Source organism: Belnapia sp. (assembly GCF_059504005.1).
Map to the genome: position 1 here is coordinate 1 of NZ_JCACHU010000172.1, position 15,117 is coordinate 15,117.

Here is a 15,117-nt window from a genome sequence, read left to right on the forward strand (position 1 = left end):
CCACAATCCAACGGACCCGTCGCCAGCAAACCCAAACCCGACAGGCTGCTAGAGCAAATCTCGATCAGGTGGGGGCACCTGACGGAGTAATTTGCTCGATCAAACAACAAGCCAGAGCGGGTTCCGTGCGCCCATGCGAACGGAACCCGCTCTAACGTCCGAGATTGTGCAGCAGGGCGGGAAGCGCCAGCAGCACCGCCGCCAGGACGGAGACGAGGGAGATCGCCAGCAGCACGCCCATGCTGGCCGTGCCGGGATGGGAGGAGAGCGCCAGCGTGCCGAAGGCGCTCCCCGTCGTCAGTGCGCTGAACAGGATGGCGCGCGTCACCGCCGTCGGCAACAGGGCGCGCTCCCCGGCCCGCCAGGCGACGACGTAGTAGATGTCGAAGGCGACGCCGATGCCGAAGAGCAGCGGCAGGGCGATGATGTTGGCGAGGTTCAGCGCCGGGCCGAGGCTGGCGCAGATGGCGAGCGTCACCAGGCCCGCCAGCACCAGCGGCGCAAGCGCCAGCAGCGCCAGCCGCACGCTCCGCAGGGCGAGCAGGAGCAGCAGGCAGGTCCAGGCGAGGCCGATGGCGCCGGCCTGGAGGAAGGCCTCGCGGATCGTGGCCGAGGAGGCCTGGATGGAAACCGCCATGCCGGTCGCATCCGGCGCCACCCTCCGCACCGCATCGGCGAAGCGGCGCAGCGCGGCATTGTCGTCGGACAGGTTGCGCGGCCAGGCCTCGATGCGAGCTTGGCCGTCCGCCGCCACCCAGTCGCGGCGCAGCTCGGGCGGGATGGCGTCGAGCATCACCGGGCCGGCCTGCAGGACCTCGGCGAGCTGGGCGAGGGTGGCGGCGAGGCCGGGCAGCAGGGCGGCGGCCAGGCGGGCGCGGCCCTCGGGCGGCCCGGCGGCGAGCTGCGCGACGGAGCGGGCGAGGAGGCGGGCATCGGCCGCCGCGGGGCTCTCGCCCTGGGCGGCCCTGGCGAGGCCCGCGGCGAGGTCGCGCAGCGCGGCGGCGACGGCGGCATCCTCCGGCGGCGGCTGCACCTCGGGCGGGGCGAGGGTGGGGCCGAGCAGGTCGGCGGCGTCCTGGATCAGGGCGAGCTTCGCCGCCTGGTCCCCGGGGACGAAGCTCGCCAGCGTCATCACCCGCGCCACCTCGGGCAGCGCCTCGAGCCGGGCGGCGACGGGCTGCGCGGCGTCGAGCGAGGGGGCGAGGACGTTCAGCGTGTTGGGCGTCGTCTCGGCCGAGTGCATCAGGTCGAGGAAGGTCGCCACCGCCTCGGTCTGCGGGTCGCGCAGGTGGAGCGGGTTGAAGTCGAAGCCCAGGCGCGGGAGCGTCGCCGCGGCGGCGAGGGCCAGGACGGCGAGCAGCGCCACCGTCCAGCGGCGGGCCAGCACGCGCTCCAGCGGGGCGAGGGCGGCCCAGCCGATCTCCTCCGGCTCGCCCGGCGGCGAGAGCAGGCGGAGCAGGGCGGGGAGCAGGGTGAGGGAGAGGAAGGCGGCGACCAGCATCCCGAAGCCGGCGATGGCGCCGAGCTCCGAGACGCCGCGGTAGTCGGTCGGCAGGAAGGCGAGGAAGCCGCCGGCGATGGCCATGGCCGCGAGCAGGATGCCGGGGCCGGCCACTGCGCCGGCGGCGGCGATGGCGGCGGGCAGGCCCCCGGCCTCGTGGCGCTGCTCGCGGAAGCGGATGGCGTACTGGATGCCGAAATCGACGCCGAGGCCGATGAAGAGCACGGCGAAGGCGATGGAGAGCGGGTTGAAGGGCCCGATCGCCAGCGCGCCGAAGGCGGCCGTCGTCAGCAGGCCGAGCAGGAGCGTCGCCAGGACCGGGAGGATGAGGCGCCAGGAGCGCAGCGCCAGCCAGAGCAGCAGGGCGACGAGCGCGAAGGAGAGCAGCGTGTTGCGCACCGCTCCCTCGGCGACGGAGGCGAATTCCTCGTCGGCCATCGGGATCTCGCCGGTCATGCGAAAGCGGGTGCCGGGGATGTCGAGATGGGCGGCGGCCTCGCGGATCGCCTCGGCCGCCGTGGCGCCGGGGCTGAGGGCGGAGAAGTCGAGGCGCGGGCGGACCAGGACGAAGCGGCGCAGCGCCTGCGGGTCCGGCGCGCGGCCGGTGAAGAGGGCGGCCCAGTCGGGCGGCGCGGCGCGGCCGGCGGCAGCCGCCCCGGCGGCGGGGGCGAGGGCGGCGAGGGGGGCGGCGAGGTCGGAGAGCCGGGCCTCGCCGCGCTCGATCCCCTGGAGGATGAGGCCGAGGGCGGTCGAGAGGCCGCGCAGGCTGGGGTCGGCCGCCAGGGTTCCGAGCAGGGGCTGGGCGGCGATGATCCGCTCCGTCGTCTGCCGCACCTCGTCCGTCTCGAGGAAGAGCAGGGCGTTGCGGCGGAAGAAGGGCAGGGCGTCCGGCCGCTCGACGGCGAGGAAGAGGTCGCGGCGGCGGGCGAGGGCCTCGGCCAGCCCGGCGGCGGCGCGGTCGGCGGCATCGCCCGTCTCGCCATCCACCACGACGGCGATCACCCGCTCGCGCTGGGGGAAGGCGCTGGCGATGCGCTCCTCCGTCAGCCGCCAGGGGAGGTCGGGGCGGAAGAGCGCGTCGGTGTCGGTGTTCATGCTGAAGCGCTGGCCGACGGCGAGGCCGGCCAGCAGCGCCACCGCCAGGGCGAGCAGCACCACGCGCCATGGATGGAGCGCCGCGGCCCGGGCGAGGGCCGCGGTGATGCGCGGAAGCGTCACCGGTCAGGCCTCGCGGTAGAGCAGCAGCAGCAGGCCGATGCCGACCAGGCAGCAGGGCCAGAGCCAGCGGCCGATTCGCGCCAGCTCCGGCGGGCCGCGCAGCTCCGTCCACCGGGCGCAGCCGGCGACCACCGCGAGCAGCGCGAGGGGGAGGTGCGACAGCTCGATGAGCTGCGCCTCCTTGATGTTGGAGATGGCGTGGGTATGGGCCAGCAGCAGCACGCCACCGGCCAGCATCGCCAGCGGGAAGACGAAGCGCACCCGGCCGCGCAGCAGGCCGAGGCGGACGGACCATTCCGAGACGGCGAAGGCGACGACGAGGAGGGAGGCAAGCTTGTGCTGCACCACCTCAGGGTCCCGCAGGCTCTCGAGCAGGCCGATATCGCCGAGCGGCCAGGCCTCCGGGTCGGAACGGATGAGGAGGAAGGCGGCGAGGCCGAGGAAGACCAGCGGCCAGTGGCGGGCGAGGGGGACGCGGCCGGTCGCATCCAGCAGCGCGGCGAGGCCGACCAGCAGCACCATGATGCCGGCCCAGTGGTGGTTGTACTCGCTCCAGGCGATGTCGGTGGCGTTGCGTGGCGGCAGCAGGCCCTCGCCCGGGGTGAAGGCCTGCGGACGCTGGGTGGCCTGGCGCTGCCGGTATTCGGCGTCGAGCTGGGCCTGCAGGGCGGGGATGGCGAGGTCGGCATGGTCCGGGCTGGTGAGGCGCGGCCAGGCGGGGGTGAAGCGCTCGGTGATCTCGCCCCAGGTGACGCGGTCGTCGGGCAGGTCCGCCGCCGGCGGGACGGAGGTGAGGGAAGCGGCGACGGCCAGCACGGCGATGCCGATCGCCATCTCCGCCTCGATGAAGCGGCGGAGGCGGAGGGTGCCGCCGGGCGTCGGCGCCATATGGTGGAGCAGGCGGTAGTTCATCGCGCCGAGCGCCAGCAGCATCGTCAGCATGATCACCTTGGAGGCGGCCATGGAGCCATAGGCGGTGCCATAGACCGCCTCCGCCGAGCCGATGAAGCCGAACCAGAAGCCCGCGCTGCCGAGCAGGATCAGGCCGACGCCCCCGGCGGCGAGGAGCGAGTAGCGCTGGCCGACGATGCGGGCGGAGGGTGGCGTCAGCCGGAGGGCGGCGATCAGGCAGGGCAGGCCGCCGAGCCAGAGGGCGGCGCCCGCCTGGTGGAGGGCGGTGGAGGCGAGGAGCATCGCCCGGCCGTCGGCGCGGGCGATGGCATGGCTGCCGAAGGTGACGGCGAGCAGCACCAGCGCCGCGGCGCCGAGCAGGGCGAAGCGGCGCCCGCGGGCGGGCGCCCCGCGCGGCAGGGCGAGGGCGAGGAGGACGAGCATCGCCAGCAGGTCGAGGCCGGTCAGCACCACGAAATCCGCGCCGAGCAGGGCGCCGGTGCCGATGTCGAGCGTCGCCTTCAGCGCGCCGAAGCTCAGCAGGCCGAGCAGGAGGGTGGCGGCGAGGGAGGCGATGCCGGCCGCGATCACCGACCCCCGGGCGATGGCGTGGAGGCGCCCGGCATCGCCCGGGGGCATCAGCCGCCCTTCGGGGGCGGCGAGCAGCACCCAGAAGAGAACGGAGCCGAGCAGGACCGTCCGCGCCACCAGCTCCATCGCATGGAGGATGACGCTGGCGAAGCCGTAGAGGTCGAGGAACTGCTCCACTGGGGACACCTATCGAAAGCGGCCCTGGCACGGCCGTGCAGGGCTTCGGGAATGGAGCGGTGGACCGGGGTCCGCGGCGCCGCGAGGCGGCGACGCGGGGATAGGTCACGGGGCCTGCAGCGTGAAGGGGATGTCGCCGCGGGTGATGTGGCCGTCGATCGCCAGCACCTGCCAGCGCAGGCGCCACTCGCCGGCGGCGAGGCCGGCGGGCAGGGGGGCGGCCAGCACCACCGGGTCGCCGTCCTCCGCGATGGCGAGGGGGGTCTGGGCATTGTCGGCGCCGATCAGCACCAGGCGGCTGCGGGCATGGTCGAGCCGGCTGTTGAAGCGAATCGTCACCTGGCCGGGGAGGGCGGCGAGGGTGGCGCCCGCGCCGGGCTCCGAGGCGACGACGATGGCATGGGCCGCGGCCGGGCCGGCCCCCGGAAGGGCGAGGGCGAGCAGCAGGGCCGCCAGCAGGACGGGGCGGGCCAGGGACGCAAGCTGTGACATGGCAACCTCCGGCCGGGGATGAATCGATGCCGTTACGCGCCGGCGCCACTCCCCGGTTGCAACGCGGCGGCAAAGTGCAGCAAAACTTGGGCAGCGCAAGATGCCGCGAGGCGGAACGATCGCCGCAGGGCCCCGAGGGGATGGCACGGGGCGGCTGCCGGCAGCGATCAGGCTAGGGGGCGTTGCTGATGCGGGTTGTTCTGGCGCAGCCGAGGGGTTTCTGTGCCGGCGTCGTCCGGGCGGTGGATATCGTCGAGCGGGCGCTGGAGAAGTACGGGGCGCCCGTCTATGTGCGGCACGAGATCGTCCACAACCGCCGCGTCGTCGAGACGCTGGAGGCCAAGGGGGCGCGCTTCGTGGAGGAGCTGGAGGAGGTGCCGCCGGGGGCGGTGACCATCTTCAGCGCCCATGGCGTCTCCCGCGCCGTGGAGCAGGAGGCGGAGGCGCGCGGCCTGCCGGTGCTGGACGCGACCTGCCCCCTGGTCTCCAAGGTCCATACCGAGGGGCGGCGCTACATCGCCCAGGGGCGGAGCCTGATCCTGATCGGCCATGCCGGGCATCCGGAGGTCGACGGGACGCTCGGGCAGATCCCTGGCGAGGTTCATCTGGTCGCGAGCGCAGCCGAGGTCGCCACGCTGCCGATCGAGGCGGGTCGGCCCGTGGCCTTCGTCACTCAGACCACGCTATCGGTCGACGACACGCGCGGGATCATCGAGGCGCTGAAAGCCCGCTTCACGGACATCGTCGGGCCTGATACGCGGGACATCTGCTATGCCACCCAGAACCGCCAAACCGCGGTGCGGGAGCTGGCCAAGCGGGTGGATGTGCTGCTGGTTGTAGGGGCAGCCAACAGTTCCAATTCCAACCGCCTCAGGGAGATTGGATCGGAGCAGGGAGTGCCCTGCTACCTGATCCCGGATGCCGAGGCGCTCCGGCCGGACTGGCTGCGGGGCGCCGAGGTCGTGGGTATCACCGCCGGGGCCTCCGCCCCGGAAAGCCTGGTGGAGGAGGTGATCGCGGCGCTCGGCCAACTCGGCCCCGTCGAGGTCTCGGCCCTGCCCGGCATCGTCGAGGATGTTTCTTTCAAGCTTCCCCCCGCCCTGGTCGAGCCAGAGGCGAGCGCGGCGAGCTAGCGAGGGCTGAGAATGGGTATCCCGCTGCGGCAGCAGATCAAGGTCGGCGCCTATGTGCTCAAGCAGCACATGCTGGGGCGCAAGCGCTACCCGCTCGTGCTGATGCTGGAGCCGCTGTTCAAGTGCAACCTGGCCTGCTCCGGCTGCGGCAAGATCGACTATCCGGACCCGATCCTGAACAAGCGCCTCTCGGTCGAGGAGTGCCTGGCCGCGGTCGACGAGACGGGCGTGCCGGTGGTCGCCATCGCCGGCGGCGAGCCGCTGCTGCACAAGGAGATGCCGCAGATCGTGGAGGGCATCCTCGCGCGCGGCAAGGTCGTCATCCTCTGCACCAATGCGCTGCTGCTCGAGAAGCGGATCGAGCAATACAAGCCGCACCCGAACTTCACCTGGGACATCCACCTTGACGGCGACCGCGACCAGCATGACTGGGCGGTCAGCCAGAAGGGCGTCTACGACCGGGCGGTCGCGGCGCTGAAGGATGCCAAGGCGCGCGGCTTCCGCGTCGCCATCAACGCCACGCTCTTCAACAATGCCGAGCCGGAGCGGATGGCGCGGTTCTTCGACGACGTTACCGCCATGGGAGTGGACGCGATCATGGTCTCGCCCGGCTATGCCTATGAGCGGGCGCCGGACCAGCAGCATTTCCTCAACCGGCGGAAGACGAAGGAGCTGTTCCGCGGCATCTTCGCCCGCGGCAAGGGGAAGGGGTGGAAGATGGGCAACTCCCCGCTCTTCCTCGACTTCCTGGCCGGCAACCAGAGCTACAACTGCACGCCCTGGGGCAACCCGACGCGGAACATCTTCGGCTGGCAGCGGCCCTGCTACCTGCTGGGCGAGGGCTATGCGAAGTCCTTCAAGGAGCTGATGGAGACCACCGACTGGGACAAGTATGGGGTCGGCAACTACGAGAAATGCGCCGACTGCATGGTGCATTCCGGCTTCGAGGCCTCGGCGGTGATCGACTCGATCAAGCACCCGCTGAAGGCGATGGCGCGGCAGATCCAGGGGCCCAAGACCGAGGGCGAGATGGCGCCCGAGATCGACCTGACGCATCAGCGGCCGGCGGACTACGTCTTCTCCCGGCATGTCGAGCAGACCATGGCCGAGCTGAAGCACGAGCCGAAGCCGGTGCGCGGCGCGAAGCATGGCGGCTCGCCGGCCGTTGCGGCGGAGTAGGGCAGGGACGGGTTGCATCCAGGGCTAAAGCCGACCACGTTAGTCCGGAAATAACCCCCAGCCGCACGGGCAGGACGAAACTCATGTTCATCGAAACCGAAGGCACCCCGAACCCCGCCACGCTGAAGTTCCTCCCCGGGCGGGAGGTGATGGGCAGCGGGGGCACGGCCGACTTCGCCTCCGCCGAGGTGGCTGTCCGCAGCCCGCTTGCCGCCCGCATCTTCGCCCTCGGCGGCGTGGCCCGGGTCTTCCTCGGCGGCGACTTCGTCACCGTGACTCAGACCGGCGATGCCGACTGGGCCCAGCTCCGCCCGCAGGTGCTCGGCGCGATCATGGACCATTTCATGGCCGGCCTCCCCGTGCTCGACAGCGACGGCGATGCGGAGGCCGAGGAGTATGACGAGGCCGATGCCGAGATCGTCGACCAGATCAAGGAGCTGCTTGACACCCGCGTGCGGCCGGCGGTCGCGGGCGACGGCGGGGACATCGTCTTCCGCGGCTTCCGCGACGGCGTGGTGCGGCTGCACCTGCAGGGCGCCTGCTCGGGCTGCCCCTCCTCGCGCGCCACGCTGAAGCATGGCGTGGAGAACATGCTTCGGCATTATGTGCCCGAGGTCGTGGCGGTGGAGCAGGTCGAGGCCTGAACCATCACCCCTGGTGATGGCGGTGATTGGCCCGGCGCGATTGGCGGCGGGCCGCGGCGGCGCGATACCGGTCGGCATAGCGAAGCCTTCAGGAGCTAGCCATGGCTGACCAGACCATCGACGCCGCCGCGCTCGATCAGCTCTTCCGCAGCGCGCGGACCCACTACAAGTGGCAGGACCGGCCGGTGCCGGACACCCGGCTCGCCGAGCTTTACGACCTGCTGAAGTACGGGCCGACCAGCGCCAACTCCTCCCCCGCCCGCTTCGTCTTCATCCGCACCGCGGAGGGCAAGGAGAAGCTGCGGCCGGCGCTCTCCGAGGGCAATCTCGACAAGACGCTGACGGCGCCCGTCGTCGCCATCGTGGCGCATGACACGCGCTTCTACGACGAGCTGCCGCGACTCTTCCCCCATGCCGATGCGCGGTCCTGGTTCGCCGGGAACGAGCCGTTGGCGGAGGTGACGGCCTTTCGCAACGGCACGCTGCAGGGGGCCTACCTGATCCTGGCCGCCCGGGCCATCGGGCTGGACGCCGGGCCGATGAGCGGCTTCGACAACGCCAAGGTGGACGAGGCCTTCTTCGCCGGGACGAGCTGGAAGTCGAACTTCCTGGTCAATCTCGGCTATGGCGACGAGAGCGGGCTCTACCCCCGCAGCCCGCGCCTCGCCTTCGACGAGGCGGCGCGCCTCGAGTGAGGCCGGGCTGTCGTTTGGCCGCATTGGCCGATCCGTCCGGCGTCACCGCCTGACCTGAGCATGCTCTACCCGGCGGTGCCTGCCGCCGGGTCCAGGCGGTAGCCGCCGCCCTCGGTCAGCAGGAGCCGGGCATTGGTCGGGTCCGGTTCGATCTTCTGGCGGAGGCGGTAGATATGCGTCTCCAGCGTGTGGGTCGTCACCGCGCTGTTGTAGCCCCAGACCTCGTTCAGCAGGATCTGCCGCCCCACCGGCTTGCCGCCGGCGCGGTAGAGGTATTTCAGGATCGCGCTCTCCTTCTCGGTGAGGCGGATCTTGCGGTTGCGGGCCTGCTCCATCAGCAGCTTCGCGCTCGGGCGGAAGGTGTAGGGGCCGACCAGGAAGACCGCGTCCTCCGAGTTGTCGAAGACGCGGAGCTGGGCGCGGAGGCGGGCCAGCAGCTCGTTCAGCCGGAAGGGCTTGGCGATGTAGTCGTTGGCGCCGGCATCGAGCCCGCGGACCACGTCCTGCTCGGCGTCGGCGCCGGTCAGCATGATGATCGGGACCTTCAGCCCCTGGCGGCGGAGGCGCGTGCAGAGCTCGCGGCCATCCCCGTCGGGGAGGCCGATATCCAGCAGGACGGCATCGTAGCGGTTCGTGGTGGAGGCGAGCAGCTGCTCGGCCTCGCCGGCCGTCGCGGCCTCGGCGGGCTCGAATTCGCCGTCGAGCGAGAGCTGCTCCGCCAGCGTCGCCCGGAGGGCGGCGTCGTCATCCACGATCAGCAGCGGGCGGGGACCAGCCATGCCATCTCCCAAGGAAGGAATTCTTGTGCACGTAGATTAAGCCTAGTCGATGGCGAAGCTGTGGCGCAGTTGTCAAGCCATTGCACGCCCTCCGCCCGGTCGAGCCTCACCTGTAATCAATATTTCCCCTGGCCCTTGGGCAGATGCCGTCTCGGCGCCACATTCATCGGGCCCGATAGGGTTTCGATGGATCCAGATTGACGATCATGCCCTTTCCCCTTGTTTCTGACCCGCCTGGCGCGGAACCCTCCCCGTTGCCTGCGGCCGCGCCGTCGCTGCGGGCGGTGCACCGCGCCGCCTCGGAGCTGCGGCGGGGCACGCCCGTCCTGCTGCGCGCCGGCGAGCATGCGCTGGTGATCGCCGCGGCGGAGGCCGTCGGGGCGGCGGGGCTGGCCGAGCTGGCAGCCCAGGCCAAGGGCCCGGCGGTGCTGCTGCTGGCGCCGAGCCGCGCGGCCGCCCTCGCGCCGGCGCTGCGGAAGGTGCAGGGCGGGGAGGAGGCGATCGCGCTGCGGGCGCCGCAGGCCCTGCTGGATCCAGTGCTGCTGCGGAGCCTGGCCGATCCGACCGCCGACCGCTTGCCGGACGGCAGCGGCACGGAGCGGGTGCCGGCGCCGCCGGCCTCCGACGCCGCGCTGGCGCTGGCCAAGCTCGGGCGGCTGCTGCCGGCGGTGGTGGCGGCACCGGCCGGGCCCCCGAAGGGCGAGCTGCTGGCAGTGGATGCGGCGGATGTGCTGGCCTATCCGCTGGAGGCCGCGACCTCGCTGCGGCGGGTGGCCGAGGCGGCCGTGCCGCTCGAGGATGCGCCCGATGCGCGGATCGTCGCCTTCCGCGCGGCGGATGGCGGGATCGAGCACCTCGCCATCCTGGTCGGGCGGCCGGAGGATGAGGCGGCGCCGCTCGTCCGGCTGCATTCGGAATGCTTCACCGGCGACCTGCTCGGCTCGCTCCGCTGCGATTGCGGGCCGCAGCTGCGCGGCGCCATCCAGCGGATGGGTGAGGCGGGCTCGGGCGTGCTGCTCTACCTGGCGCAGGAAGGGCGGGGGATCGGCCTGGTCAACAAGCTCCGCGCCTACCGGCTGCAGGATGGCGGGCTGGATACGCTCGATGCCAACCGGGCGCTCGGCTATGGCGCGGATGAGCGGAATTTCATGGTGGCGGCGACCATGCTGCGCCAACTCGGCATCGAGCGCGTGCGGCTGCTGACCAACAACCCGGAGAAGCTGGCCTCGCTCGGCGCCTGCGGCATCACCGTCCAGGCGCGGGAGGCGCATGCCTTCGCGCCGAACGGCATCAATGACGGCTATCTGGAGACCAAGGCCCGGCGCTTCGGGCATCTGCTGGCGTGACCACCGCCGTCGTCCGGCCGGATGGGGTGCTGCGGCTGGAGGCGGGCGCCTGGCGCTGCGCCCTCGGCAAGGGCGGCATCCGGCGCGACAAGCGCGAGGGCGACGGGGCGACGCCGGTCGGGCTGCTGCCGTTGCGGCGAGTGCTCTACCGGGCGGACCGGGTGGCGGCGCCGCGCTGTTGCGTCGCGGTGGAGCCGATTGCGCCGACCGATGGCTGGTGCGACGACCCGGGGCATGCCGACTACAACCGGCAGGTCCGGCTGCCGCATCCGGCGCGGCACGAGGCGCTGTGGCGGGAGGATGCGCTCTACGACATCGTCGGCGTGCTGGGGTGGAACGACGCGCCGGTGGAGCGGGGGCGCGGGAGTGCGATCTTCCTCCATCTCGCCAGGCCCGACCTGGCGCCGACCGAGGGCTGCATCGCCCTGCCCGGGCCGGACCTACGGGCGGTGCTCGGGGCGGGGCTGAGCGCCATCCAGGTCATGGAGGAATGATGACCGCCTGGACATCTTTCGGCTGATCCTGGCACTGTTGCCGCGCAGGCGACAGGGAAGGAGGCTCGGGGATGGCGGATGGCATCAATGCGATTCTGGCCCGGCCGGTGCCGGTGGTGGCCGGGCTGATGGCGCTCGGGGCGGTGCTCGGCTATGTCGAGCTCGGCACCATGGCGGCCCTGGCCTTCATGGCGGCCGGGCTGGTGATGATGTTCGTCTACGGCCGGCAGGGCTGATGCCGCACCCGCCTCCTGCCCGGCCGTGACGCCGGGCGGGGCGGTCAGCCGCGCGCGCCGAAGATGGCGCTGCCGACCCGGACATGGGTGGCGCCGCAGGCGATCGCCGCCTCGAAATCGGCGCTCATGCCCATGCTGAGCACGGGCAGGGCATGGCGGGCGGCAAGCTCCGCCAGGTAGAGGAAGTGCGGGCCGGGGTCCTCCGCCGCGGGCGGGATGCACATGAGGCCGCGGACCGGCAGGTCCCATTCCTCGCGGCAGGCGCGGAGGAAGGCCTCGGCCTCGGCGCGGGGGATGCCGGCCTTCTGCGGCTCGTCCCCGGTATTCACCTGAACCAGGAGGTCCGGGCGGCGGCCCTCCTTCGCCATGGCCTCGGACAGGGCGGCGGCGAGCCTCGGGCGGTCTAGGCTTTCGATGACATCGGCGAGGCGGACGGCGTCGCGCGCCTTGTTGGTCTGCAGGCCGCCGATGATGTGCAGGCGCAGCGCGGGCCAGGCGGGGCGCAGCGGGGGAAACTTGCCGGCGGCCTCCTGCACGCGGTTCTCGCCGAAGACCGCCTGGCCGGCGGCCAGCGCCGCCGCCACGGCCTCGGCCGGGTTGGTCTTGGAGACGGCGACGAGGGTGACGGCGCCGGCCGGGCGGTTGGCGCGGGCGGTGGCCTCGGCGATCCTCTCCCGGATCAGGGCGAGGTTGGCGGCGATGTCGGTCATGCGATGGGCAAGCTAGAGGCGGCGGCGCGGCGGCTCAAGCCATGGGCGGGGCCGCGGCTGGTGCTGGTCAGCGACCCGGCGCGGCTGCCCGACCCGCGGGCGCTGGCGGCCCGGCTGCCGCCCGGGGCGGCGGTGCTGGCACGGGGTCTGGCGCCCTCGGTGCTGGCAGGGCTTGCCGGGATCCTCCGGGCGAGGCGGGCCGGGCTGCTCATCGGCGGGGATGGGCGGCTGGCGCTGCGGCTCGGGGCGGGGCTGCACCTGCCGGACCGGGAGGGGGCAGGCGGGGTGCTGCCCTTCCTGCAGGCGCGGCGGCGACGGGGGCTGCTGCTGACGGCGGCGGTGCATGGGCGGCGGGGGCTGGTCCGGGCCCGGCGGCTGCGCGCCGATGCGGTGCTGGTCTCGCCGGTCTTCCCGACGCGGAGCCATCCCGGGGCGCGGGGGCTCGGGCCGCTGCGTTGGGCGGCGCTGGCGCGGCGGGCGGGGCGGCCGGCGATCGCGCTCGGCGGGGTCGGGCCGCGGAATGCCCGGCGGCTGCCGCGCTGGGCGGCGGGGCTGGCGGCGATCGACGGCTTCAGCGGCCTGTAACGAAATCGGCCCAAATGCCTGTGGCGACAGGGCCACACTGTCTCAGCGATGTCGCGGTAACGCCCTGTCACCGGTTGCCGCCGTTTGAGCCGCTGGCCCATAGTCCGGTGCGGACCCGATCATGTCCGTCATCCGGCATTGGTCGGGTTTGGGTATGGCTCCTGCCAAAGCGGTGCAAGCCGCGGGGGGGCGGGTCAGTCAGACAGGGAACAGCCGGCCAGCCCGGCGAGTGAGGAGGTTTAGAATGCGCAAGATACTGCTGGGCACGACCGCCGTGGTCGGCGCGGCGCTCCTGGCCCCGGCGGTCGCCGAGGCGCAGGAAGCCCCGACCGTCCGCATCGGCGGTTTCTTCCGGGCCTACTACGGCAACACGCAGCAGAGCGGCCGCAACAGCACCACGCCGTCCGGCCTGGCGACCAACACCGCGGGCGCGACGGCGAACCTGGCACAGTCGAGCACGGTCGCCACGACGGTGCCGGTCGTTGGCGGTGCGGGTGGGACTGTTACGATTCCGGGCGTTCCAACCACCGAGTCCAACGTCGGCGCTGGCACCGGCAGCGTCGCCCGCTTGTCGAAGAACGACTTCAGCACCGATGCCGAGGTCCATGTCTTCGTCAACGGCAAGACGGCGAACGGCCTGTCCTATGGTGCGGTGATCGAGATCGCCTTCAACCAGCAGGAAGGCCGCAACATCGTCCAGCAGCGCGCCAGCACCGGCAAGACGACGGCGAACATCGACGAGATGTACGCCTTCATCGCCTCGCCCGTGTTCGGCCAGATCCGCTTCGGTGACGAGGACGGCCCGGTCGGCGGCCTGATGAACTCCGGCGTCATCACCAACTTCGGCACCGGCGGCATCTACGGCGACCGCGAGTCCTTCGTGACCCGCCAGGCCAATGTCCGCACCACCACCTCGCCGGGTGGCCTGGGCGACAACACCAAGATCATCTACCTGTCGCCGCAGTTCTTCGGCTTCGACTTCGGCGCCTCCTTCGCCTTCAACTACAACGAAGGCGAGGACACGGGCTGCCCGACCAACCAGTCGAGCGGCTTCTGCGACGCAGCCTATGCCTTCTCCGGCGCCAGCAACTTCGGCATCGCCGCGGCGGGCCCGAACCAGTCAGTCCGCCGGAACGAGTACCAGGCGGCGGTCCGTTGGCGCGGCAGCCTCGCGGGCATCGGCCTCTCCGTCACCGGCGGCTATGTCGGCGCCGGCGCGGCCCGCGAGCTTTCGGCCAACAACGTCCAGTCGCGCGTCTTCAACAACCTGAACGTCTTCCAGGTCGGTGCGCAGGCCTCCGCCTACGGCCTGACGGTCGGCGCGCAGTACGAGCATGGCGACTCGAACTTCTTCTGGGGCAACACCCTCCGCGGTGACCGTCCCATGGATCAGTTCTTCACCGGCGCCAGCTACACGGTCGGCCCGGTCACCATCGGCGGCAACTACCTGATCCAGACCGTCGAGGGCGCGTCGCGCAGCATCTACAACGCTGCCGGCGCCGGCACCAATGCCGCGCTCATCGCCAACCCCGCTGCCGCCGGTACCGGTGGCTTCGGTGCGGGCCTGATGCGCCGCATCGGCTGGGGCGTCGGCGGCAACTACCGCCTCGCTCCGGGCCTCGACATCGTCGCCGAGTACAGCAGCTACACGGTGGCCGAGCGTGGCCGCGACCTCGACCCGTCCAACCCGGGCACGCAGGACCGCAACACCGCGAAGGTGTTCATCTTGGGCACCCGTCTGGCCTTCTGATCCTTCGGGACCAGCGGAGAGGGGCGGCAGGGCAACCTGCCGCCCCTTTTTGTTGGCGGGAGAAATTGATGCTTGATTGCCCAGGCGGCGCATCTAGTGTGCGCGCATCATGAAACCTGTCCTGCTCGCCTTCGTTGCGGCCCTTCCCCTGCTCGCTGCCTGCGGCGGCGACAACCAGCGCCTGGTCGGGAATGACGAGTATGGCGACTGGCGCAATGGCCGCGCGCGGAACCGCCCCCAGGGGGCCAGCGCCGGCATCGTCGTCTTCGGCGTGGACAAGGACCGCGAGGCACGGGAAGCGGCCGCCAGCGGCGGCGGGACCGGCCTCAGCGTGAATGCCTATCTGTGGCGCGCGACGCTGGATACGCTGTCCTTCATGCCGCTGGCGTCCGCCGATCCCTTTGGCGGCACGATCATCACCGACTGGTACGCGCCGCCCTCGGCCAGCGGCGAGCGGTTCCGCGCCCAAGCCTATGTGCTGGGGCGGCAGCTGCGCTCGGACGGGGTGCGGGTGCAGGTGTTCCGGCAGACGCTGGAGCGCGGGCAGTGGATGGACAGCCCGGTCTCGGCCTCGACCAATTCCGACCTCGAGGACAAGGTCCTGGCGCGGGCGCGGGAGCTGCGGAGCCAGTCGGCCTCGCGCTAGCAGCCTGTCGGATTCCCAACGGGCCTGATATCGGCGAATCTGTTCGGCAT

Annotated in this window: 15 protein-coding genes; 10 read left to right on the top strand and 5 right to left on the bottom strand. The window is 72.0% G+C overall.

Annotated elements, in window-relative coordinates; translation table 11 throughout:
• Positions 1-151 precede the first annotated feature (151 nt).
• From AC5JJ1_RS27430 to AC5JJ1_RS27440, 3 genes are all read right to left on the bottom strand, one after another.
• Entirely contained in the window at positions 152-2,719 is a 2,568-nt protein-coding gene (locus tag AC5JJ1_RS27430; RefSeq protein ID WP_495788302.1) for an MMPL family transporter, read from the bottom strand.
• A 3-nt stretch (positions 2,720-2,722) separates the two neighbouring features.
• Positions 2,723-4,378: a copper resistance D family protein gene (locus AC5JJ1_RS27435; RefSeq protein ID WP_495788303.1), complete on the bottom strand. Its 1,656-nt coding sequence runs from the start codon at positions 4,376-4,378 to the stop codon at positions 2,723-2,725.
• A gap of 105 nt (positions 4,379-4,483) precedes the next feature.
• Complete coding sequence (locus AC5JJ1_RS27440) at positions 4,484-4,870, bottom strand: copper resistance CopC family protein (protein ID WP_495788304.1); 387 nt, start codon at positions 4,868-4,870, stop codon at positions 4,484-4,486.
• Positions 4,871-5,058: 188 nt separating this feature from the next.
• Here AC5JJ1_RS27440 and ispH point away from each other — a divergent pair, with 188 nt between their 5' ends.
• The 4 genes from ispH (at position 5,059) to AC5JJ1_RS27460 (ending at position 8,521) form a co-directional block, all read left to right on the top strand.
• Positions 5,059-6,003 carry a 4-hydroxy-3-methylbut-2-enyl diphosphate reductase gene (ispH, locus tag AC5JJ1_RS27445; RefSeq protein ID WP_495788305.1) on the top strand — a complete coding sequence of 315 codons (945 nt, stop codon included), beginning with the start codon at positions 5,059-5,061 and terminating at the stop codon, positions 6,001-6,003.
• Positions 6,004-6,015: 12 nt separating this feature from the next.
• A complete protein-coding gene (gene hpnH / locus AC5JJ1_RS27450) occupies positions 6,016-7,182 on the top strand; it encodes an adenosyl-hopene transferase HpnH (protein ID WP_495788306.1) in 1,167 nt (388 codons plus the stop codon).
• Positions 7,183-7,265: 83 nt separating this feature from the next.
• Positions 7,266-7,826 (top strand): NifU family protein, encoded by a 561-nt coding sequence (locus AC5JJ1_RS27455; protein ID WP_495788307.1) that lies wholly within the window; start codon positions 7,266-7,268, stop codon positions 7,824-7,826.
• Between the two features lie 101 nt (positions 7,827-7,927).
• Positions 7,928-8,521 (top strand): malonic semialdehyde reductase, encoded by a 594-nt coding sequence (locus AC5JJ1_RS27460; RefSeq protein ID WP_495788308.1) that lies wholly within the window; start codon positions 7,928-7,930, stop codon positions 8,519-8,521.
• 65 nt (positions 8,522-8,586) lie between these two features.
• Here the strand turns inward: AC5JJ1_RS27460 and AC5JJ1_RS27465 are convergent, their stop codons facing one another.
• Positions 8,587-9,300 carry a response regulator transcription factor gene (locus AC5JJ1_RS27465; RefSeq protein ID WP_495788309.1) on the bottom strand — a complete coding sequence of 238 codons (714 nt, stop codon included), beginning with the start codon at positions 9,298-9,300 and terminating at the stop codon, positions 8,587-8,589.
• Positions 9,301-9,554: 254 nt separating this feature from the next.
• On the opposite strand from AC5JJ1_RS27465, the gene ribA reads away from it, so the two are divergent.
• The 3 genes from ribA to AC5JJ1_RS27480 all read left to right on the top strand — a co-directional run bounded on the left by ribA (position 9,555) and on the right by AC5JJ1_RS27480 (position 11,376).
• A complete protein-coding gene (ribA, locus tag AC5JJ1_RS27470) occupies positions 9,555-10,646 on the top strand; it encodes a GTP cyclohydrolase II (protein ID WP_495788310.1) in 1,092 nt (363 codons plus the stop codon).
• Positions 10,643-11,140, top strand: a complete 498-nt coding sequence (locus tag AC5JJ1_RS27475) for a L,D-transpeptidase family protein (RefSeq protein WP_495788311.1) — start codon at positions 10,643-10,645, stop codon at positions 11,138-11,140. The genes ribA and AC5JJ1_RS27475 overlap by 4 nt, the downstream gene beginning before the upstream one ends.
• A 71-nt stretch (positions 11,141-11,211) precedes the next feature.
• The gene (locus AC5JJ1_RS27480) at positions 11,212-11,376 is read left to right on the top strand and encodes a hypothetical protein (RefSeq protein WP_495788312.1); all 165 of its coding nucleotides are present in this window, start codon (positions 11,212-11,214) and stop codon (positions 11,374-11,376) included.
• A gap of 44 nt (positions 11,377-11,420) precedes the next feature.
• Here the strand turns inward: AC5JJ1_RS27480 and AC5JJ1_RS27485 are convergent, their stop codons facing one another.
• Positions 11,421-12,086 (bottom strand): YggS family pyridoxal phosphate-dependent enzyme, encoded by a 666-nt coding sequence (locus AC5JJ1_RS27485; protein WP_495788313.1) that lies wholly within the window; start codon positions 12,084-12,086, stop codon positions 11,421-11,423.
• 3 nt (positions 12,087-12,089) lie between these two features.
• On the opposite strand from AC5JJ1_RS27485, the gene AC5JJ1_RS27490 reads away from it, so the two are divergent.
• The 3 genes from AC5JJ1_RS27490 to AC5JJ1_RS27500 all read left to right on the top strand — a co-directional run bounded on the left by AC5JJ1_RS27490 (position 12,090) and on the right by AC5JJ1_RS27500 (position 15,067).
• Entirely contained in the window at positions 12,090-12,671 is a 582-nt protein-coding gene (locus tag AC5JJ1_RS27490; RefSeq protein WP_495788314.1) for a thiamine phosphate synthase, read from the top strand.
• A gap of 244 nt (positions 12,672-12,915) precedes the next feature.
• Complete coding sequence (locus AC5JJ1_RS27495; protein ID WP_495788315.1) at positions 12,916-14,421, top strand: porin; 1,506 nt, start codon at positions 12,916-12,918, stop codon at positions 14,419-14,421.
• 109 nt (positions 14,422-14,530) lie between these two features.
• Positions 14,531-15,067 (top strand): DUF3576 domain-containing protein, encoded by a 537-nt coding sequence (locus AC5JJ1_RS27500; protein WP_495788316.1) that lies wholly within the window; start codon positions 14,531-14,533, stop codon positions 15,065-15,067.
• Positions 15,068-15,117: the final 50 nt, after the last annotated feature.